Annotated in this window: 22 protein-coding genes; 10 read left to right on the top strand and 12 right to left on the bottom strand. The window is 55.9% G+C overall.

Annotation, left to right across the window (positions count from 1 at the left end):
• Positions 1–2: 2 nt before the first annotated feature.
• The 6 genes from ACR0A1_RS11645 to ACR0A1_RS11620 all read right to left on the bottom strand — a co-directional run bounded on the left by ACR0A1_RS11645 (position 3) and on the right by ACR0A1_RS11620 (position 7,005).
• Positions 3–800, bottom strand: coding sequence for a carbohydrate ABC transporter permease (locus ACR0A1_RS11645; protein ID WP_480867589.1), 798 nt, complete (start codon positions 798–800; stop codon positions 3–5).
• Positions 797–1,660 (bottom strand): carbohydrate ABC transporter permease, encoded by an 864-nt coding sequence (locus ACR0A1_RS11640; RefSeq protein ID WP_170392846.1) that lies wholly within the window; start codon positions 1,658–1,660, stop codon positions 797–799. Before ACR0A1_RS11640 ends, ACR0A1_RS11645 begins: the two co-directional genes overlap by 4 nt.
• Positions 1,657–2,733, bottom strand: a complete 1,077-nt coding sequence (locus tag ACR0A1_RS11635; RefSeq protein WP_170401961.1) for an ABC transporter ATP-binding protein — start codon at positions 2,731–2,733, stop codon at positions 1,657–1,659. Before ACR0A1_RS11635 ends, ACR0A1_RS11640 begins: the two co-directional genes overlap by 4 nt.
• A 1-nt stretch (position 2,734) precedes the next feature.
• Entirely contained in the window at positions 2,735–3,784 is a 1,050-nt protein-coding gene (locus tag ACR0A1_RS11630) for an ABC transporter ATP-binding protein (RefSeq protein ID WP_480562598.1), read from the bottom strand.
• 81 nt (positions 3,785–3,865) lie between these two features.
• Positions 3,866–5,605, bottom strand: coding sequence for an ABC transporter substrate-binding protein (locus tag ACR0A1_RS11625; protein ID WP_480562597.1), 1,740 nt, complete (start codon positions 5,603–5,605; stop codon positions 3,866–3,868).
• Between the two features lie 482 nt (positions 5,606–6,087).
• On the bottom strand, positions 6,088–7,005 hold the full coding sequence (locus tag ACR0A1_RS11620) for a LysR family transcriptional regulator (protein ID WP_480867587.1): 918 nt from the start codon (positions 7,003–7,005) through the stop codon (positions 6,088–6,090).
• Between the two features lie 336 nt (positions 7,006–7,341).
• On the opposite strand from ACR0A1_RS11620, the gene ACR0A1_RS11615 reads away from it, so the two are divergent.
• The gene (locus ACR0A1_RS11615; RefSeq protein WP_480867585.1) at positions 7,342–8,199 is read left to right on the top strand and encodes an alpha/beta hydrolase; all 858 of its coding nucleotides are present in this window, start codon (positions 7,342–7,344) and stop codon (positions 8,197–8,199) included.
• A gap of 98 nt (positions 8,200–8,297) precedes the next feature.
• Entirely contained in the window at positions 8,298–9,176 is an 879-nt protein-coding gene (locus ACR0A1_RS11610) for a hypothetical protein (protein WP_480867584.1), read from the top strand.
• A gap of 259 nt (positions 9,177–9,435) precedes the next feature.
• On the opposite strand, the gene ACR0A1_RS11605 is transcribed toward ACR0A1_RS11610, so the two are convergent.
• Positions 9,436–10,029 (bottom strand): TetR family transcriptional regulator C-terminal domain-containing protein, encoded by a 594-nt coding sequence (locus ACR0A1_RS11605; protein WP_170392839.1) that lies wholly within the window; start codon positions 10,027–10,029, stop codon positions 9,436–9,438.
• A gap of 118 nt (positions 10,030–10,147) precedes the next feature.
• Here ACR0A1_RS11605 and ACR0A1_RS11600 point away from each other — a divergent pair, with 118 nt between their 5' ends.
• The 6 genes from ACR0A1_RS11600 to ACR0A1_RS11575 all read left to right on the top strand — a co-directional run bounded on the left by ACR0A1_RS11600 (position 10,148) and on the right by ACR0A1_RS11575 (position 14,985).
• Positions 10,148–10,525 carry a hypothetical protein gene (locus ACR0A1_RS11600; RefSeq protein WP_480763661.1) on the top strand — a complete coding sequence of 126 codons (378 nt, stop codon included), beginning with the start codon at positions 10,148–10,150 and terminating at the stop codon, positions 10,523–10,525.
• 9 nt (positions 10,526–10,534) lie between these two features.
• Positions 10,535–10,960, top strand: a complete 426-nt coding sequence (locus tag ACR0A1_RS11595) for a GFA family protein (RefSeq protein WP_480763662.1) — start codon at positions 10,535–10,537, stop codon at positions 10,958–10,960.
• Positions 10,957–11,847 (top strand): haloalkane dehalogenase, encoded by an 891-nt coding sequence (locus ACR0A1_RS11590; RefSeq protein ID WP_480867582.1) that lies wholly within the window; start codon positions 10,957–10,959, stop codon positions 11,845–11,847. The genes ACR0A1_RS11595 and ACR0A1_RS11590 overlap by 4 nt, the downstream gene beginning before the upstream one ends.
• Positions 11,848–11,960: 113 nt before the next feature.
• Positions 11,961–12,920, top strand: coding sequence for an HlyD family secretion protein (locus ACR0A1_RS11585; RefSeq protein ID WP_480867580.1), 960 nt, complete (start codon positions 11,961–11,963; stop codon positions 12,918–12,920).
• Complete coding sequence (locus tag ACR0A1_RS11580) at positions 12,917–13,843, top strand: ABC transporter ATP-binding protein (RefSeq protein ID WP_480867578.1); 927 nt, start codon at positions 12,917–12,919, stop codon at positions 13,841–13,843. Before ACR0A1_RS11585 ends, ACR0A1_RS11580 begins: the two co-directional genes overlap by 4 nt.
• Entirely contained in the window at positions 13,840–14,985 is a 1,146-nt protein-coding gene (locus tag ACR0A1_RS11575; RefSeq protein WP_480867576.1) for an ABC transporter permease, read from the top strand. The genes ACR0A1_RS11580 and ACR0A1_RS11575 overlap by 4 nt, the downstream gene beginning before the upstream one ends.
• 115 nt (positions 14,986–15,100) lie before the next feature.
• On the opposite strand, the gene ACR0A1_RS11570 is transcribed toward ACR0A1_RS11575, so the two are convergent.
• The 4 genes from ACR0A1_RS11570 to ACR0A1_RS11555 all read right to left on the bottom strand — a co-directional run bounded on the left by ACR0A1_RS11570 (position 15,101) and on the right by ACR0A1_RS11555 (position 17,611).
• Entirely contained in the window at positions 15,101–15,781 is a 681-nt protein-coding gene (locus ACR0A1_RS11570; RefSeq protein ID WP_480734877.1) for an NAD-dependent epimerase/dehydratase family protein, read from the bottom strand.
• Positions 15,765–16,244, bottom strand: coding sequence for an SRPBCC domain-containing protein (locus ACR0A1_RS11565; protein WP_480734876.1), 480 nt, complete (start codon positions 16,242–16,244; stop codon positions 15,765–15,767). Before ACR0A1_RS11565 ends, ACR0A1_RS11570 begins: the two co-directional genes overlap by 17 nt.
• Before the next feature lie 21 nt (positions 16,245–16,265).
• Complete coding sequence (locus ACR0A1_RS11560; RefSeq protein ID WP_480867574.1) at positions 16,266–16,598, bottom strand: hypothetical protein; 333 nt, start codon at positions 16,596–16,598, stop codon at positions 16,266–16,268.
• 131 nt (positions 16,599–16,729) lie between these two features.
• Positions 16,730–17,611, bottom strand: coding sequence for an oxidoreductase (locus ACR0A1_RS11555; protein ID WP_480867572.1), 882 nt, complete (start codon positions 17,609–17,611; stop codon positions 16,730–16,732).
• A 78-nt stretch (positions 17,612–17,689) separates the two neighbouring features.
• Here ACR0A1_RS11555 and ACR0A1_RS11550 point away from each other — a divergent pair, with 78 nt between their 5' ends.
• The gene (locus tag ACR0A1_RS11550; RefSeq protein ID WP_480734870.1) at positions 17,690–18,262 is read left to right on the top strand and encodes a TetR/AcrR family transcriptional regulator; all 573 of its coding nucleotides are present in this window, start codon (positions 17,690–17,692) and stop codon (positions 18,260–18,262) included.
• Between the two features lie 99 nt (positions 18,263–18,361).
• Here ACR0A1_RS11550 and ACR0A1_RS11545 read toward each other — a convergent pair whose 3' ends face one another.
• The gene (locus ACR0A1_RS11545) at positions 18,362–19,348 is read right to left on the bottom strand and encodes an aldo/keto reductase (RefSeq protein WP_480867570.1); all 987 of its coding nucleotides are present in this window, start codon (positions 19,346–19,348) and stop codon (positions 18,362–18,364) included.
• Positions 19,349–19,429: 81 nt separating this feature from the next.
• Between ACR0A1_RS11545 and ACR0A1_RS11540 the strand changes: the two genes are divergently transcribed.
• Positions 19,430–20,257, top strand: a complete 828-nt coding sequence (locus ACR0A1_RS11540; RefSeq protein WP_480734866.1) for a LysR family transcriptional regulator — start codon at positions 19,430–19,432, stop codon at positions 20,255–20,257.
• The last annotated feature ends 16 nt before the right edge of the window (positions 20,258–20,273 follow it).

Raw genomic sequence — 20,273 nt, 5'->3', positions numbered from 1 at the left:
CCTCACACACGGCCCATCGCGAAACCGCGCGCGATGTAGTTGCGGACAAACCAGATGACAATGGCACCAGGGATAATGGTCAGTGTTCCGGCGGCTGCCAGCAGACCCAACTCATACCCCGCGCTGGAGGCGGTGCGGGTCATCACGGCGGCGATCGGCTTGGCCTCGACCGCGGTGAGGGTCTTGGCCAGCAGCATCTCGACCCATGAAAACATGAAGCAGAAGAAGGCCGCGACGCCGACACCCGCTTTGATGTTGGGCAGGAAGATCGTCACGAAAAAGCGCGGGAAAGAATAGCCGTCGACATAGGCTGTCTCATCCAATTCTTTCGGGATGCCGCGCATGAAGCCTTCGAGAATCCAGACCGCCAGCGGCACATTGAACAGCGTGTGTGCCAGCGCCACGGCCAGATAGGTGTCGAACAGGTGGATTGACGAATAGAGCTGGAAGAAGGGCAGCGCGAACACCGCCGCTGGCGCCATCCGGTTGGTCAGCAGCCAGAAGAATAACTGCTTGTCGCCCAGAAACCGATAGCGCGAGAACGCATAGGCCGCTGGCAGCGCTACACAGACCGACAGCACCGTGTTGATCGTCACGTAGATTATCGAGTTGATATAGCCCCAATACCACGTCGGATCGGTGAAGATGGTAATGTAGTTCTCCAGCGTGAAGGTCTGGGGGAACAGGGAAAAGCCCGACAGGATCTCGTTCGTGGTCTTGAAGGACATCGCCACCAGCCAATAGATCGGCAGCATCAGGAACGCGATATAGAGGATCGGGATAAGGGACTGCTTCTTCATTGCGCGTCATCCTTTGTCATCAGAGTGTAGAAGACCCAGCTGACCAGCAGCGTGATGGCGAAGTAGATCAGGCTCATCGCGGCCGCAGGGCCAAGGTCGAACTGTCCCAGTGCGATCTTCACAAGGTCGATCGACAGTAAAGTGGTTGAGTTGCCGGGGCCACCGCCGGTCAGAACGAAAGGCTCGGTATAGATGTTGAAACTGTCCATAAAGCGCAGCAGAACGGCGATGGTCAGGACGGTTTTCATCTTGGGCAGCTGGATATAGCGGAATACTGACCAGGGGCTCGCGCCGTCGATCTTAGCAGCCTGATAATAGGCATCCGGGATCGACACGAGGCCGGCATAGCACAGCAGCACGACCAATGAGGTCCAGTGCCAGACATCCATCACAATGACCGTGATCCAGGCCGACAAAGGTTGCTGCGTCATGTCATAGTTGATGCCCAGGACGTCATTCAGGAAGTAGCCCAGCAGGCCGATCTTGGGCAGAGTAAAGATATTCCACATCGAGCCGACCACATTCCACGGGATCAGCATCGGCAGGGCCATCAGGACCAGACAGACCGGCACCCAGAACCCTTTGCGCGGCATGGAAAGCGCCACGATAATACCAAGCGGCACCTCGATCAGCAGGATCAGAAAGGTGAACAGGAACTGCCGTCCCAGAGCTGCCTGAAACCGGTCGGAACGCAGGATCTGTTCGAACCAGCCCAGTCCTTCCCAGAAGAACTGGTTGTTACCGAAGGTCTCCTGCACCGAATAGTTGACCACCGTCATCATCGGCACCAGCGCATTAAACGCGACCAGCGCCAGCACCGGCAGGACAAAGAACCATGCTTTTTGGTTTTCCGTTCTCATTGCGTCCGCTCCTCGGTTGCGATCCAGCCGTCGCGGTAGACGCGAGATTGTTCGGGTTTGAATTGCAGGTACACATGTGAGCCAGGGTTGGGCGCATTGTGTTCTGCTACGGCTTTCACCGGCGTATCACCGACCATGGCACTGACCACATAGTGTCGTCCGATATCTGCGACCTTGGTGACATGGGCAGGGATGCCGGTTTCGCCAAAGCTTATATATTCAGGCCGGATACCCAGATCGGTGCGGCCTCCGTCACCGTGGGTCTGGCCTTCCAGCATCACTTCATGGCCTTCGAACAGGGCCCGATCGCCCTTTGCTTCGCACGGCAGCACATTCATGCCAGGAGAGCCGATGAAATGGCCGACAAATGTGTGCTGAGGGCGTTCGAACAGTTCCACAGGGGTGCCGATCTGCACGACTTCGCCTTCCTGCATCACGACTACTTCGTCCGCGAAGGTCAGCGCCTCGGTCTGGTCGTGCGTGACGTAGATCATCGTGGCTTTGACGCGCTGGTGCAGCTCTTTCAGCTTGGACCGCAGTTTCCATTTCAGATGTGGGTCGATAACAGTCAGCGGCTCATCGAACATCACCGCGTTCACGTCGTCGCGCACCAACCCGCGACCCATCGAGATTTTCTGTTTGTTGTCCGGGCTCAGACCTGAGGCCCGGGTATTCAGCATATCCGTAACGTCCAGCATCTCTGCAATCTCATCGACGCGACGTTTGATCGTTGCAGGGTCGACTCCCCGGTTTTTCAACGGGAAGGCCAGATTTTCGCCCACAGTCATCGTGTCGTAGATCACCGGGAATTGGAACACCTGCGCAATGTTGCGTTGATCTGGGGGCAAGGCAGTAACGTTCTGACCATCGAACAGAATCTGTCCCTCGGAAGGCGTCAGCAACCCCGAGATGATGTTCAGCAGCGTTGACTTGCCGCATCCTGATGGTCCCAGCAGCGCATAGGCCCCGCCGTCGCGCCAGGTGACGTCGATTTCCTTCAGGGCGTAATCCTGTGGCCCCTTGGGATTGGGGAAATAGCTGTGTCGCAGGTTTGCAAGCTTGATTTGTGCCATGTCAGGCTATCCTTTTGCCGTCTTGGCCGAAATACCGGCAATGGGCCGGGTTCATGTAGAAGCTGTGGTCTTCACCCACCTGATAGGGATGGACACCCGAGGCCAGGGATACCCACGCCTCATCCCCATGCTGGAAGTGCGCGCTGGAATCCGAGCCCGAAAGCTCGGTCACGATGACACGCCCGGTCAGCTCCACGTCGGCGTCGGAAGAGCGGAACGGGGTCACCCGGTGCGGACGCACGGCGACCAAGTAGTCACCATCGGCTATATCGGTGACTTTCCAGCCACCACCGCCGACCAATTGCGCCTGCGCTTCAGACACAGTGATGCGCGCCACATTGATGGGCGGGTCAGAGAACACACGAGCTGCAGAGATGTTCTCGGGGTTGCGATAGATATCTGAGGTGGGGCCAAATTGGGTGACGCGCCCGTCCTCCATCAAGGCGGTGTAGCCGCCAAGCATCAACGCCTCTTCCGGTTCCGACGTGGCATAGACGACCACTGCCCCGCGCCCAGCGAACAGGTCGGGCAATTGTTCACGCAGTTCTTCACGCAGCTTGTAATCGAGGTTGGCCAGTGGTTCGTCAAGAAACACCGCGCGGCTTTCCTTTGCAATCGCGCGGGCCAGTGCTGTACGCTGCTGTTGGCCGCCTGACAACTCATGCGGACGGCGCTGCAGCATTGGGCGTAACTGCAGCAAGTCGGCGGCCTCTTCGACACGGCCTTCGATTTCGGATTTTGCCATCCCCGCCACGCGTAAGGGCGAGGCGATGTTGTCGAAAACGGTCATATGCGGGTAGTTCACGAAGAACTGGTGTACCAAACTGATCTGCCGCTTTTGCGTGTTCAGCTTGGTGACGTCCTGCCCGTCCATCAGAACTTTGCCTGAGGCGATCGGGTCCAGCCCGGCCATCATCTTGATCAGCGAGGTTTTGCCCGACCCCGTAGCGCCCAACAGCACATTGAAATGGCCAGTCTTGAGCGTCAGGTTCGTAGGCTTGATATGGATGACATTGCCAACCCGTTTGGTGGCGTCTCTAAGTTCGATCATGTCCGTGGGTTCCGGTCCTTCAGTGCGTCGCACTGGCCTTGGGGTGGGGATGCCGCACACGGCACCCCCGGTTTCGTTTGCTTACTGAGACTGCCAGCGCTGAACCAATTCGTCATAGTTGACGGTCTGGCCCTGCGGCTTTTCGTTCTCAAGCTTGGCCTTGGGCGAGCCCGGCTTTTCCAACCAGAAGGCGGCATCCTGTGGCTCGTTCAGACGCGGACCACAGCCACCGTAGACACCGGCGCTTTCGTCAGCGGCCTGCATTCGGGCCATAGTGATGTCCATCTCTTCTGCCAGACGGTCCATCGCCTCTTGCGGGGTGAAGGCGCCCGAGTTCACGTCACCGATCTGCTGCCACCAGATCTGGGCCAGCTTCGGATAGTCCGGCACGTTGATGCCGGTCGGTGACCATGCCACACGGTCGGGTGAGCGATAGAACTCGACCAGACCACCCAGCTTGGGTGCGCGCTCGGTGAACGACTCGTGGTTGACCGAGCTGTCGCGGATGAAGGTTAGGCCCACATGGGATTTCTTCACGTCGACAGTCTTGGACGTCACGAATTGGGCATAGAGCCAAGCCGCCTGAGCACGATCCGCAGGCGTCGACTTCAGGAAGGTCCACGACCCCACGTCCTGATAACCAACCTTCTGGCCTTCTTCCCAATAGGGGCCGTGCGGACTGGGCGCCATCCGCCACAGCGGCGTGCCTTCGTCATCCACGGTGTTGTTGCCTTCGGACTTCGGCTTCACCATGTCCGCGGTGAAGGCGGTGTACCAGAAGATCTGCTGGGCCACGTTGCCTTGGCTGAGCGCCGGCAGCGACTGGTAGAAGTCGTAAGACGCCGCACCCGGAGGCGCATAAGCCCGCAGCCATTCATCCCACTTGCGGATCGCATAGACCGCAGCCGGGCCGTTCGCTGCACCACCACGCGAAACGGACGCGCCAACAGGGTTACAGGTGCCCGCTTCCATGCGGATGCCCCATTCGTCGACGGGAACGCCGTTCGGTTCACCCACATCACCGGCGCCGGCCATCGACAGCCAGGCGTCAGTCATGCGCCAGCCGAGGTCAGGCGCGCGCTTACCATAATCCATGTGGCCATAGATCGTGGTGCCATCAACTTCTTTCACGTCATTGGTGAAGAACTCGGCGATGTCTTCGTAGGCCGACCAATTGACCGGAACGCCTAGATCATAGCCGTATTTCTCTTTGAACGCGGCCTTGTTGGCTTCGTCATCGAACCAGTCCTTGCGGAACCAATATAGGTTCGCAAACTGCTGGTCAGGCAATTGATACAGCTTGCCATCAGGGCCGGTGGTGAACTGAATGCCCATGAAGTCATCCAGATCCAGCGTTGGCGAGGTTGTCGTCGCCCAATCACCTTCCATCATATCGGTCAGCGGATAGGCCAACTGCAGGCGCGAATGTGTCCCGATCAGGTCGCTGTCGTTGACATAGCCATCATACAGATTCCGTCCGGTTTGTAGCTGAGTCTGTACGGCCTGAACCACTTCGCCTTCGCCGAGAATCTGATGATTGACCTTGATCCCGGTTATTTCCTCGAACGCCTTGGTCAGAACCTCGGATTCATAGGAATGCGTCGGGATACCCTCGGACAGGACATTGATTTCCATTCCCGAGTACGGTTGTGCAGCATCGATGAACCACTTCATTTCGGACAACTGTTCGTCCTTCGACAAGGTCGATGGCTGGAATTCGTCGTCGATCCAACGTTGTGCTGCGGCTTCGTCGGCCCAAGCAGGACCATGCCCCGCAATGACGGCCGCTGCCGCCACGGCGGAAAGTAGATGTCTCCGCATCTGTCTCCTCCCAAAGATTATGTGATCCGGTGCAGACCGGATGGCAAACAGCATCGATGATATTCGGCGCTGCTGTCAAACTAATTTTTTAGTAGAAAGGAAGAAGTAGATCAACCCATTGTTTTACATCTATTATTACCGTTTACGTTGGAGGGTGAACTTCATGGATCACGCCAATTAGCATCAAATACGTGCGCTGCAAACGGCCCATTCCTTCCGTTCGACCCTGGTCACCTTCTCGCGGTGCTGACCGTCAAAGCTGTCGTTCGCTGCAATCGCGAAGCTGGAAAGTAGACGATGGTCTGGGGAACGGCTCTGAGCGGAGATGTAACTTTAACGGACGATGTTGCAGCTTAACCCAACAGACCTGCCATCTATGGATTGTGGTTTCGTCAGGACCCAAGGGCGGGTGCTGATTTGGATGGCCTTTGTGTACTTCGAAGATCTCACGTGCAAACTATCATCCCAGCTCGAACATCTGATCAGTCGGACTTGGCGATCTCCAATGCTTGTTCCCTTAGCCAATTGATCGCTGGATTGAAGCGGCTGCGCTCGTGGCGGACAAGAAAATAAGGGAAGCCACAACTCGGCCGAAACGGAGCTGAACAAAGAGAGGTCAATTTCTGGACTTGCTTTGCCAGCCGCTTGGGGACAGCTGCAACTGCATCCGTCTGTCCTACCAAAAAAGGTAATGTGGTGAAGTAAGGCTGCTGGAACACAGCATTCGAACCATCTCCCTTTTCCCTCATGATCGTATCGGGTTTCAGACCCGAAGTGCCCGGAAAACTGAACTCGATTAACCGGTAAGCCGAAACGTCTTGCGGAGTAAGTGCCCGTTTTGATGACGCATGTTCTTCAAGCGGATGGCCTTGTCGGAACAGGATTTTGTAGGTTTCATCAAATAGCTTCTGAACAAGCAAATCGTTCCTGGCATCCAAATCCGCGTATAGCAGCAGATCAATTGCTCCTTTTTCCAAATCGGTAAAGCTTTGCGGCACCAGTGGCGAGACATCGAACCTTATTGCTGGTGCGGTAACGGCAAAGACCTCCATCATGGGTCCCAGGACAGCCGCGACGCCGTAATCTGTCGAAGCGATGCGGTAGCGATAGTTGGACTGTGCTGGATCAAAGGCGGAAGGCTGGAAGACGTCAGCTATCGCTGACAGGGCAGTATCGACCGGTTCATTCATGCCCAGAGCATGATCCGTTAATTGGTATCCGGACTGCGTTCGGATCAGCACCGGATCTCCAATAAGGTCGCGTACCCGGGCGAGGATTCGACTGGCGGCGGGCTGGCTGATCCCCAGATGTATTGCCGTGCGTGTCACGCTGCTTGTGCGAAGCAGGAGCTGCAGGAACCGTAGAGTCCTAACATCCAGAGAAGTTAAAATGTCATTCATTTTTTGCATGCTCATCATGCTATTTGCGTCATCCCAATTATGCCCGTCGCGAGTTAACTGACAAGTGAAGCTTAACCGGGCGCCCCCCAGATCGGGGCGCTCGATCCAAGATCGTTTGGTTGTCGAGACCATCAAACTGTATACGAAAGGGCAGCAGCTGTGATTACACGACGCATGTTCAACTCAATCGCGATTGCAACATCCATGAGCGGAGCTTTCACCTCCCGCGCTAGCACAGCGGAGGCATCCGGTGACCCAGATCAATCGGCATTTGGCTCTTATGATGTTGAAACAGTGTCCTTTGACAGCTCTGGGGAAACCCTTGTTGGAAAGTTGTTGAGACCTGCTTCGGAAGGACTTCACCCGGCAGTTGTGATCATCGGCCCTGTTGCATTCGTCAAGGAACAGTCACCGGTGCAATATGCAACCCGCCTGGCATCGCGCGGGCTGGCAGTTCTGATATTCGATCCACGCTATCACGGAGAAAGCTCGGGCTCACCCCGACGCTACGAGTCTGGTGAAGCCAAGGTTGAAGACTGCCAAGCCGCCCTCGGTTTTCTCGCAAACCAAGAAGGCATCGACGCAAACCGGCTTCATCTTCTCGGGATCTGTCAGGGTGTCAACTGGGCGATTGAAACAGCGGTGACAGACGGTCGCGTGGCCTCTCTCGGGGTTGTCGCGGGCCACTATCTAACTGAGGAAACCGCCAGAATGTACCTTGGCAGTGATGCCGAGGTTGAAGCACGCATAGATCGCGCGGCCAAAGCAGCCACCGAATTCGGAAAAACGGGGGAAGTAAGCTACATCCCGATCGTCGGCTCTGAGGATGCCCTTCTGACCGCAACTGCCATCGCAGACTGGTACCTACCATGGGATAACAGGGCCCCTTGGCTGACTTTCAAAGGGGGTTGGGAAAACCGCATCACCGCGATGAGCGAAGCTGGCATTTGGGGCTGGCGGATCGACGAAACAGCCCCTCAACTGAACCTGCCTGTATTGATGATCCATGGCGACAGAGCTGCAAGCGGTCAGGTCATTCCCCGCCGCATTTTTGAAGAAATTGCGTCAGAAAAGAAGACGCTGTATTGGATCGACGGCGCCAACCAGCTTCAGTTTTACGAAGACCCGTTGATCATTGATGCCGCCGTCAATGCTCTGGCTCCGCACTTTCTTGCCTCCAATCGAACCCTTTGATGCAAACCGCTCGGTTCATTGACGCCGCCCCGGAACAATCATTGCCGGAAAAACGGGCGGCAACATCAAGGCACAGATACACCGGAGAAATATTTGAGATGAGAGTTCTTTCGCTATTGTTCACTTGCACCACGGCCTTACCTGTTGTCGCCGAACAGGAGCTGCCGCCCTTTACCGAAGCCGTTTTGCCGATGGGAAATGATGTCTATACCGTATCGATTGGACCGGGTGGGCCAGATGAAGAGTTCAGCTCAGACGCCACTAACGGCGGGCTCTACAAGCTCACTCCTGATGGCGCGACCGAAGAAATCAAACTCTCGGATGGGCAAGGTCTGCGCAACCCAACAGGGATGGTGCGTTCCGGCAACCAGATTGTCATTGTGGATGGCATTGAGGTCATTTCTACCGCTTCGGATGGCACGGTAAACTGGCGTCAGGCTCTCGATGACGATGGTGTTTTTCTCTACGATATCGAAGCCCTCGACGACGACACCCTTCTTGTGAGTGATTTTGGGCGCGGCGCATTCCTATCGGTCGCAGCCCAAACCGGACAAATTCAACCCCACCTCGGCGATTTGCGCATCAGTGGTCTCGCCCGCTTTGCAATCGCAGAGACAGGTATTTACGCTGTGTCCTGGGGCAGCGACGACGCCTGGGACAGCGCTTTGTATTGGGTTCCGCATTCAGGCAACGGAGATACTGCTGTAGCTGTTTCAACCGGCTTTGGTAACTTGGAATCCGTTGAAGTCGTGAACGGCACAATTGTTGTCGGGGGTTACCGGGGTCACGAGAAGTACCCGAATGCGAGGCTCTTGCGCGTTGAAACTGATGGGTCCGTAGATCCGCTGAGCGTCGGGTCTCATTCGCGTGGGATTTCCGATATACTCTTCGATGGGTGGTCGATTTGGCTGACCTATTTCTATGACGCATCCTATGCGGAGTTGCCGTCTCAGACGGTGAAAAGTCTCGACCAATAGACGCACGCACTCCGGTTTTCATAGCGCCAGGCTTCCGCAGTAGCATATGGTCGGGGAGCTAACTAGCGGTCCAAAGCGGCCACTGGACATGCTGCAATGGCAGCGCACTTCCAGACATTCGCTACAGACGCGTAATGCTCGCGCTGCAGGTGGTCACGTTAATTGTTTCCCATTGCGTGCTTTAGATATCACGTTCGTTCGAGTGTTAGTCTTTTGATGTCAGATTATGGCAGCCGATCACGCCTGCATATTTCATCGCTTACAAATTTCTCCACCCATTGATCAACCCAACCGCCGCGTCTGCATAGCTCCTTGGGAACTGGTCGGATGTCCGGGCTTTCATGATCGTATGAAGTCCCAGCAACAGGCCGATCAGCAGCTTTGCCGCCTCATCCGGGTCAACATCGATGTGCACGGTCCCTTCAATTTTGGCGCGGCTGAGGATCGCAGCAAACCGTCTTTCCAAGGCGGTGAGGTATCTCTCGATTCGGGCATTCACCTCGGGGTCAGTGCGGTGAAACGAACTGATCGAATTGAAGGCAAGGCACCCCGCATCCTCGATCTTCGGCATACGTTCTGCCGAGGCGATACCCTGGAACCAATCGCTGAGGTCATTCAGCGAATAGGTGTCGGGGTCGGGGAAGTGCCGAGCCTCGGCATTGTCCAGATAAGTATCAAGTGTCTTTAGGAAGAACTTCTCTTTTCCGCCATAGGTGGTTTGCAGTGTGAACCGAGTTAGCCCGGTCTCCTGCTCCAGTTCCCGCGTGCTGGCACCATGGTATCCCCGCCGCCAAAACAGGTCCAAAGCGCCTGCCACAGCACTGTCGTGATCCGTCTTGCGTTTGCGCGCCACAGATTTCTCCTTGCTTTTTCTATCCGCATGGATAGTAATAAATTCCTATCCACTTGGATAGCATTGCGGGCGCGCGGCTGCAAATGCCGCGTGGCCCCACGTCAAACGGAGACCTGACATGACCGCCATCGACCCGACAACCGGGGCCTCAAAGCCCGTAACACTGCGCGCCATCTTCATTCTGAACGCGCTGAAAATCCTACTGGCCCTTGGCTTCTTCGCCGCGTTCAAATTCTACGGTCTACAGGTCGGAGAACTGGCAGGCCTCCAAGCCGCCAACCTGATGCTCTATACGATGCTGGGATATATGGTGACTTTGGCCTGCATCATCGCATCCATCCTCAGGCGCAGCCTGGTCGGTATCCGCGCAGCGATTGCCGTTGATTTTCTGGTCTCGATCCCGGCAACGGCGGTCATCGGCTTTATCATCGCGATCATCAGCATGGGCCTGACGTTTACGGCCTCTGTCCGCTCCTATTTCGCCTATCGCGGCTGAGGTGTTCAGATGAGTCACCCAAACACGATCGACGGCCAATGTATCTGTGGCGCGGTGCGCTATCGCGTGCGGGACAACATGGCCGCCTTCAAACTCTGCTATTGCAGCTTCTGCCAAAAGGCCTCGGGCTCGGCCCATGTTGCGAATGCGTTCACCACGCCCGATCAGATCGAATGGCTGGAAGGCAAAAACATGCTGACCACCTTCGACGTGCCCAATTCCCAAGTACGCCGGGTGTTCTGCCGGAACTGCGGGACGACGCTGCCATTCGAGACTCAAAACGGCAAGATTCTGATTGTCCCCGTTGGCAGCTTGTCCTGCCCGCCGTCCCAACCCGTCAAAGCGATCGTTGGCTGGTCGTCCCGACCTGCGTGGTATGGTGAGGCGCTGGGCCTGATCGAAGAGACTTGCAATGCAGAAAGAGTGGCTCAATGAATACCGAACAAGAGATCTCACCAGACTTCCCGTTTGACTCGAAATATGTCGAGGTGAATGGGCAGCGCATTCACTATGTCGAGGAAGGAGACGGCTCGCCGGTTCTGTTTCTGCACGGCAATCCCACCTCGTCTTATCTGTGGCGCAACATCATTCCCTATGCCGCCGGGCAGGGCCGCGCTATCGCGATGGATCTGATCGGTATGGGCAAATCGGATAAGCCGGATATTCCCTACCGCTTTGTCGACCATGTTCCCTACGTTGACGGATTCATCGAGGCGCTGGGGTTAAAGGACCTAACGCTCGTCATTCATGACTGGGGCTCGGCATTGGGGTTTCACTATGCGCACCGACATCCCGAGAACATCCGCGGCATCGTGTTCATGGAGGGCGTGGTCCGCCCGATGAGTTGGGCGGGATTTCCGCCCGATTTCCGCACCGGGTTTCGCTTGATGCGGACGCCGGGTCTGGGATGGATGATGATCTCGGGCCTGAATATGTTCGTCGAGAAAATCCTGCCAAGCGCCATAGTACGTGATCTGGCACCGCAAGAAATGTCGCAGTACCGTGCGCCCTTTCCCACAGCACGAAGTCGCAAGCCGGTTCGTGTGTGGCCTTGCGAGATTCCGATCGATGGCACGCCTTCTGACGTTCATGAGATCGTCAGCGCCTACAGCCGTTGGTTGGGAGAAACGCAAACCCCGATGCTGATGTTCCACGCCACGCCCGGAGGCACCATCGGGACAAAAGAGGTCGCCTGGTGCCATCAGACCATCCAGAACCTCGAAGCGGTGGATATCGGCAAAGGCATTCATTTCCTACAGGAAGATAACCCCCATCTGATCGGAGAAAAGCTGGAGGAGTGGTTGGCGCGATTGCCCGCATGACCCCGTGCTGCCACGTGTAGCGGCTGAGCCGTATACATAAATCAGATTTCCAGATTTTATGCTTTAACTATCACCCAATACGTTCAAAGGCCAAACACCGGAGGGAAACCCTGTTGAATCTGACGACCCCCATCCCTTTGATTCTGGCGGCTGTACTGCCCGCCTTTCTGGACCGGTGCTCCGGGTCTGATACCAGCGTCGCTTTGGGCGTATTGGCGCGCGACCGGGTGGCCTTGACCGCGACAGCCAGTGAAATCGTCGTCGATTTGCCTATTGCCGAAGGTGCCGTGGTCAAGGCAGGCGACACGCTGGTTCAGCTTGATCCAACATTGCAAAGCTCAAAACTGGCACTGGCGCAGGCTGAACTGGAAAAGGCGCAGGCCACGCTTCTGAAGCTGCAGGTGGGGCCGCGAGAGGAGGAGATTGCGATAGCCGAGGCCAAAGTCGCGGGCGCTGTTGCACGCCTTGCCGATGCCGAAGCCATCTATGACCGAAACGCCAGACTGGTCGAAAACTCGGTCGTGACCGAAGCGCAGGTAGCAAATGATCTGGCCCTGCGCGATTCCGCGCGAGCTGAACTGGCCAGCGCTCAGGAATCGCTTAAAGAGTTGCAGAACGGGACCAGAACCGAAGACCTGGCTGTTGCCGAAGCCAACGTACGGGCCGCCGAAGCGTTGGTTTCCACCGAGCAAACAGTTCTGGACGACTTGACGGTTACGGCCACCCGCGACGGCGTGCTGGATTCCCTGCCGTGGAATTTGGGCGAGCGGGTAACATCCGGCAGCCCGGTTGCCGTGATGGTCACGGGCCAGACGCCTTACGCGCGCGTCTATGTGCCCGAGCCGCATCGCGTCAATCTGAAACCCGGCGACACGCTGGAAGTACGCATTGACGGGCTGGCCGATCCGCTGGACGGCGTGATCCGCTGGATCAGCGACGACGCGTCCTTCACCCCCTATTACGGATTGAACAAGGACGACCGCACGCGCCTTGTCTATTTGGCCGAGATTGACTTGCCCACTGCAACACCCGACCTGCCCGCCGGAGTGCCAGTGCAGGTCCCCATGCCATGAGTGATATCGTCGTCTCGACGCAGGGTCTGACCCGTCGGTTTGGGGAAAACACCGCAGTCAACAATCTGGACCTCGAAATCCGAACGGGCCAGATATACGGGTTTCTCGGCCCCAACGGCTGCGGCAAGACAACCACCATGCGCATGCTGACCGGCCTACTGACCCCCAGCAGCGGGGCAATTTCGGTTTTGGGCCGATCAATGCCCGAAGCGGCTGAGCCGTTAAAAAATGAGATCGGGTACATGACCCAGATCTTCTCGTATTACCGCGACCTGACAGTGCTGGAGAACCTTCGGTTCGCGGCAGAAATTTATGGCATTCCAGTGAAGTCGGCCAAGGACCGGATTGAAGAACTGCTGCACACCTATGACCTGACAACCAACATTGATCAGCTCAGCGGCAGCATGAGCGGCGGGCAAAGACAAAAACTCGCCCTTGCAGCGACCGTCATGCACCGACCAAAACTGTTGTTTCTGGATGAACCGACCTCGGCCGTTGACCCCGAAACCCGACGCACTTTCTGGGAACAGCTGTTCGATCTGGTCGATCAGGGCGCGACGATGATCGTCTCGACCCATTTCATGGACGAGGCCGAACGCTGCCACCGGTTGGCGATCTTGCAACACGGGGTGAAGAAGGCGGACGGCTCTCCGCGTGAGTTGATGGATGATCTGCAGGCCGATGTTGTCGAAGTTGAAGGCCCGGACCTGCGCAAGGTCAAACACGCGTTGGACGTCCAGCCCATGATCCTGTCGACCGCGCAGGTCGGATCGCGGCTGCGTGTGCTGGTGGATAAATCCGAACCTCAGCCGGTGGACATGTTGCGCGGCCAACTTGCTGCGTTTCCCGACCTGTCCCTGACCCCGCAGCGACCAAATCTGGAAGACGTGTTCGTCAGCGCCACACGGGGGCCAAAACAGTGATCTCGCCACGCCGCATCGCTGCTGTACTGAAGAAAGAACTGTTACAACTGCGGCGGGATCGGATGACCTTTGCCATGGTGATCATGATCCCCCTGATCCAACTGCTGCTGTTTGGCTATGCGATCAACACCAACCTGCGCCATGTGCCTGTCGCACTGGTGGACAGGTCCGGAACCGAGTTGTCCCGAACATTGGCGCAGATCGTTCAGGCCACGCAGGTCGTAACCATCACCGAACATCTAACAACCCCGCAAGAAGCCGAGCGCGCGATCACTGAATCCCGCGTGCGCGCCGCGCTTATCATCCCATCAGACGTCAGCCAACGCCTTGCCCGAAGCCCGTCTGTCGGGCTGGGCCTGCCCAACGCAACGGACAAGACCAGCAGCCGACCGGTTGCCCATTGGATCGTCGATGGCTCGGACACGATGGTGGCCAGCGCAATCAAATCCCTGCGCACGATGCCTTTGACAGAACTGCTGAAACAACCACCAAACCGGCAGGTGCCTACCTTCGAGGTGACGCTTTACTTCAACCCTGAACAGCGATCAGCAGTCAATATCGTGCCAGGTCTTGTCGGCGTGATCCTGACCATGACGATGATCCTGTTCACTTCAGCCGCCATCGTCCGCGAACGCGAACGGGGCAATATGGAGATGCTGATCAACACCCCGATCAAATCGATCGAACTGATGATCGGGAAGATCATCCCCTATATCTTTCTGGGCCTGATACAGGTCGCAATCATCCTCGGCCTCGGGCATGTCCTTTTCGATGTCCCGATAAACGGCGGATTGGGCACTTTGCTTGTGGTGACCTTGTTGTTCATCATCGCCAGCCTGTCGCTTGGGCTGGTGATTTCCACGCTTGCGCAGAACCAATTGCAATCAATGCAGATGACTATCTTTGTTCTGCTGCCATCAATCCTGATGTCGGGCTTTATGTTCCCCTTCGACGGCATGCCGCAACCAGTCCAGATGATTGCTCAGGTTCTGCCCGCCACTCATTTTATGGACATGATCCGCGGCGTGGTCCTGCGTGACGCGTCGCTATACGAGTTGCGCTGGGGAATTCTCTGGATGATTGGATTTGCGGCATTCGGATTGTTGGCGGCCACTCTAAGGTTCAAGAAACGGTTGGGTTGAAGGCGGCCCAGAGCTGCCGTCCGTGCGGGAATTGAATGCTGCATTGAGGCTTCCCAGAATCGGGAATTGAAAGACCTCTGTTGAAAACTAAACAACTCGAGGCGCAACCGCAGCCTCATCCGAGCAACGTACGCATCTCACCGTTTTCAAGAACAGCAGTACGACGAGGATCGTGCATCGCAGTTTGAAGCATGGCATGAGCCAATTCATCGGAAGTTACACCGATGGACGGCATCAGCCTTTGGAGCGGTTTGAAAAGGTAGTCAGCCAACTTCCATGTGTTTCTCGGGCCTGACGGCGCAATATAGCCTGGACGAAAGGCGAACCTCCGTTCGAGGTCAGATGCAAACAGTTTGCTCTCCGCTTCGCCCTTAATCTTCAATGCAAAGGACATACCGCCGCCATCTGGCCGAGCACCTTGTGCGGAAAACAAGCAGAACGTCGCGCGGGGCGCAGACCTCTCGCAAGCCGCCAGCAAAGCGCACATCCATTCTACTGTGATTTCCTCGTATTCTGTTCGACTGACGCGCGCGGAATAAGTGGCAAGGCAATGGAAGACGGTGTCGATGCCATCAAGATAGGTTTCGATGGCTTGGGTATCGCCGAATGCTGCAAAGCTCACATCGTTCAGCTTTTGGTGATCTATATGGCACGGCCTGCGCCCAAGTGACACTATTTCGCGCGCAGTTTTTTCGTTCAGCAATGCCGCAAGTACCGAGGAACCCACCATTCCCGTCGCACCCGTCAGCAGGACGCGCCCAAGTGGTCGTATTGTCTTGTCAGGCGGATTGAGCACGGCGCTCTGCCTCTGCTTTCAAGCCGCGATTGAAAGCTTGGTAACCTTCCACATACATTTTTGCCAAACGCCCTCCCATCAGGAACGTGATGCCTCCTATGATTTCATCGGATTGTATGAAGCGAGTTTTGCCACTCTCCAGCGGCTCGACACAAAAGTGATGGTTATCGCGAATACCGCCCGGTCCTTTCTCTGCCCAATAGAACTCTGCCCCGTCCACGACCGAGATTGCGTGATCCAGCGTGGTCAACTTCTCTTTTGATGAATCAAGCTGAAAGTCGACGGTGATCGTCGATTCATCCGTAATCTCTCCCTTGATACCCACAAGGAACACAGCCCAGTCCTTGTAGTTTGCCGTGTCGGTCAACACCGACCAGACCACGTCCGGCGGCGCATCGATCACAATGTCGGTGTGGATTTTGTGATGTGAGAGGCTCACTTTTTCCGATGATCCGGTTTCCATGACAATCCTTCCTTTGAGGTCTCAGGCGTTCTGTGGTGATACGCGATCCCCGCCCTGATTTGTGATCTGCCCAAAACGATCCCGCATGCGCTTGGATCGAAAAAGGTAGATCGAGATGATGATGTAATTGACCCATTCCTGGGCGAAGTTCCGGTAGCGATCCGGATTTTCCAACATGTCTAAGGTTTGCACAGCACACATCGTGGCAAGCGCGGTGAACATGACCAGCATGGCAATCGGAGTGACGCTCCAGCGCTGGACGTATCCGGCCAGATAGGTGGCACCCGAAGCGGTGATCAATATCCAATGGAGAGTTTGCATGCCCGGCGGAAAGGTCGCGTTTTGCAAAGGCATAAGCGGCGCCAGCCCGGTGAAGTATTCAAGAAACCCGAGAAGCCCCCAGCCCAACATGTAGCTGAGGCGAGCACGATCAGATACTCGAAACCCCGCGAGAGTCGCTGCATGTACCTGTTCATCCCCGTCCCTCAGATCACGAATGTCTGGTCGGTCATCTCTTCCGAGAGACGCCACAAACGTTCGGTCAAACCGTGGTCTTCGCAAATTGGATTGCGGATCGCGATTCCGGTCTTGCCACTCATTTCTTCGGGGCCTGTAGGGCCGTAGTACTCGCCGCCTTTGACCTGATCAGACAAAGCGGCGAACAGAGATGGCCTCGCAGCGTCTTCATTGGAGTGCAGAAGTTGTTCGACTTGTGCCTTCATGTTAGCGCGCGTTTCTTCGTCCAAATCGTTGAACAGACCGGAGTCCGACCCGCCCGGATGCACAGTTAGCGACTTCAGCAACTTGCCCGAAGCCTTGAGTTGACGGTCCAGTTCGTCGCCGAACAGAAGGCAGGCGAGCTTTGATTGACCGTAAGCGACACCACCGTCCCGGTCGCATGTAAGATCGTCAAAGTGAATGTTCGCGTTCTTGTGGGCGATACTGGAAAGCGAGACGATCCGTGATGCGGGGTCGTCCAGGAACATGTCGATCAGCAGTGCGGTCAGCAGAAAATGTCCCAGGTGGTTGGTTGCGAATTGCAACTCGACACCATCAGCATTTGTTTGAGCTGAGTAAAGCAGAATACCCGCGTTGTTTATCAGCACATCCAGCTTGGAGTACCGGGCGCGGAAAGCCTCAGCGAACGCGCGAACCGAAGTCAAATCACTTAAGTCCAGCACGAGGATGTCGATTGATGCGGAAGGAATCCGCGCGAGAACGTTTGCTTTGGCGGCTGCGGCCTTTTCAAGGCTGCGGCACGCCATGACGACGTGAAAACCTGCTTCGGCCATACCGACTGTCGTTTCAAACCCGATTCCATTGTTTGCACCGGTGACGATCGCGACTTTTCCAGATTGTTTAGACATCTCGCATCCTGACAAATTGACATATCGTATGTGATTGTCAATGTTGACATTAAGCGCTCATTTGTCAATATGTAAATCATGAAAGATCGCTACGACTACATCCTCGAAGCCGCGAAGCAGCTTTTTCTTCGCTACGGCGTGAAGCGAACGGGCATGAACGACATCGCCCATGAAGCGGGCATCTCGCGGCAAACACTATACAAAGCATTCGCAAACAAGGATGAGGTGCTGCAGGCCACGATCCGATCGCTGGCAGACAGAGTCGTTCTGGATATCGAGGCCGGTCTTAAAAAAGCTGACGGACTTGGAGCACAACTTGATATCGTCTTCAAATATGCCGTCATTGAGCACTATGATTTCTTGCAGTCTTCGCCCAATGCCGAGGACATCATCGCTGGCGTAACTTCGACAAGTCAGAATGAGCTGGAGGCCGGCGCAAAGCGAAACACCGAGATCATCGCGCGTGTCCTGGAGCCGTATTCGAGTGCGATTGAAAGCTGTGACCTGACTGTTGATCAGTACGCGGATTTTATCCAGCGCTCTTCAACAGCGGCCAAGTACAGCGCAAAGAACAAGAAACACTTGATCGGATTGCTGTCCGCTTTGCGAATGTCGGCGTTGAAAGTCACCAGCAGCGTTCAGACGGGCTAGGCCCATAGCAGACCTTGAACAGAAAATTGAAATGCTGCGTTGGCAGCCCGCGTTGCCGACATTGGCGGCAAGCGCACAGTATCGATACAGTTCTGAAAGCTACCTAGGGCGGTCTGGGGCGTGGGGGTTACGCGCAATCAAGCTTTCTATTTCGTTTATTGCTGCAACCGGCAAGGCACCGAAGGTCAATGCCGCTGAAATACCCTCAATTTGTTCTTCTGTCCGAGCGCCTGGAATCGGTATGTATGTTTCAGATTGGCCCCAAATCCACCCGAGAGCCCCCTGCACAAGCGTTCGGCCATTTGTGGTCAGTAAATCGCGAACCGCATCGAGTTGTCGCATGAAATCTGGATTTGCCCTGCCATCCGTATAGTACTCCATCCAGCTTTCGCCGGATGCGCGCACATCATCCGATGCGATAACGGTATTCTGATGGTACTTCCCTGAAAGCAGCCCCATCGCAAGTGGTGAGCGGATAAGGGACAACAGCCCTTCCTCTTGGACAACCTGTTGCATGCGAGGCGCATCAAAAAAGACGTTCATCACGTATTCGACCGCCTTGAAGTCATCCCTGGACGAGGCCGCCCTGGCGTTTTGGGAATAGTCAGTGCTCCAACCATAGGCGCGCAACTTCCCGGCCTCTTTTAAACGGTCCAGTTCGTCAAACACGGCCTCGGCCTGGTCTATTGGCATATCGTTCACATGCAACAGCAAGAGATCAATCCGATCCCGTTCCAGCCGCGACAGACACCCATCTAGGGCAGGGCCAACCTGAGCTGGGGTGAAGGGGTCAAATGAAATCTGCCTGCTCGCTTCATCGATCCCAACCCCAATCTTTGTGACAATCAGGGTGTCGGGTCGATGCTTGAGCGCTTTGCCTAACAAACGTTCCGAATGCCCCGCGCCATAGGCGGCAGCGGTGTCAAAAAGTGTGATTCCACCATCCAATGCGGCGTGGATTGTACGAATGGAGACACCGTCGTCCGATCGGGTGTAACCCAACGACTGCTCGCCACAATACATTTTGCCACCAATCGGCCAGCACCCCATGCCAAGGGGTGAGATTTCGGTTTCGAGAAAGTTCATGTGTGAGTCTCCTGACTGATACTTCAGAAGAAACGCCATCACAGTCTTTTCATCAACAATATAAAATGTAAGTTTCATTTCATGTATGAAAGCTACTTTGACTGGGACAACCTGCGGCTTTTTCTTGCGGTTGCCAGAGCGGGCGGGCTTGGGCCAGCAGCTGAACAGACCGGCAAGAGCGCACCCACACTGGGTCGGCGCATGATCGAGTTGGAACGCAATCTGGGAACTGAGTTGTTTCACCGTAAACCGCGTGGGTATGATCTGACTGAGGACGGACAAGCGCTGTTGAAAAAAGTCGAACGCATCGAAGCGCGTGTCTTACCTGTCACGGAAAGCGGCCTTGCCACCTCACCACCGTTGGTTAAAATTTCGGCCGGGACCTGGGTGACAAGGATTTTGATCAGCGCTGTCGGAAGACTTACGGGATCAATGTCAGTTCGGCTGCGTTTCATCTCGTCAGAAGACCTACTGAACATCGGGCACAGGGAAGCCGCGATTGGTATTCGAAATCACCGGCCAGAAGAGATAGGCTTGGCCGGTCGCAAGATCGGGCGAGTTCGGTTTGGAGTCTATGCTGCGGATGAAAGCATTTCGACCTGGGTTCGCGTGATGTCCAACACACCCTCGGCCAGATGGGTGAGAGAGCATTCGCAAGAGGACGACGCCATCGAAGTTACGGCGCCACAAAATGCGCTTGAGCTTGCAAATGCAGGTCTTGCCCGAGCGGTTCTGCCAACTTTCATTGGAAACACGCAGCCGGGCCTGATACCAGTGTCACCTTTGATTGACGATCTGGAACATGATCAATGGCTCGTCACGCATCATGAAGATCGGTTTCTTGCTGAGGTGCGGCATGTCATAGATCGCGCTCATGCAGTGATGTCGGAAGCTTGTGAAAACGGTTGAACCGATGTTGGCTGTT

It is taken from the genome of Ruegeria sp. D6, from assembly GCF_056534365.1.
Note: the sequence above shows the minus strand (reverse complement) of the source record. Positions and strands in the feature narration are given on the sequence as shown.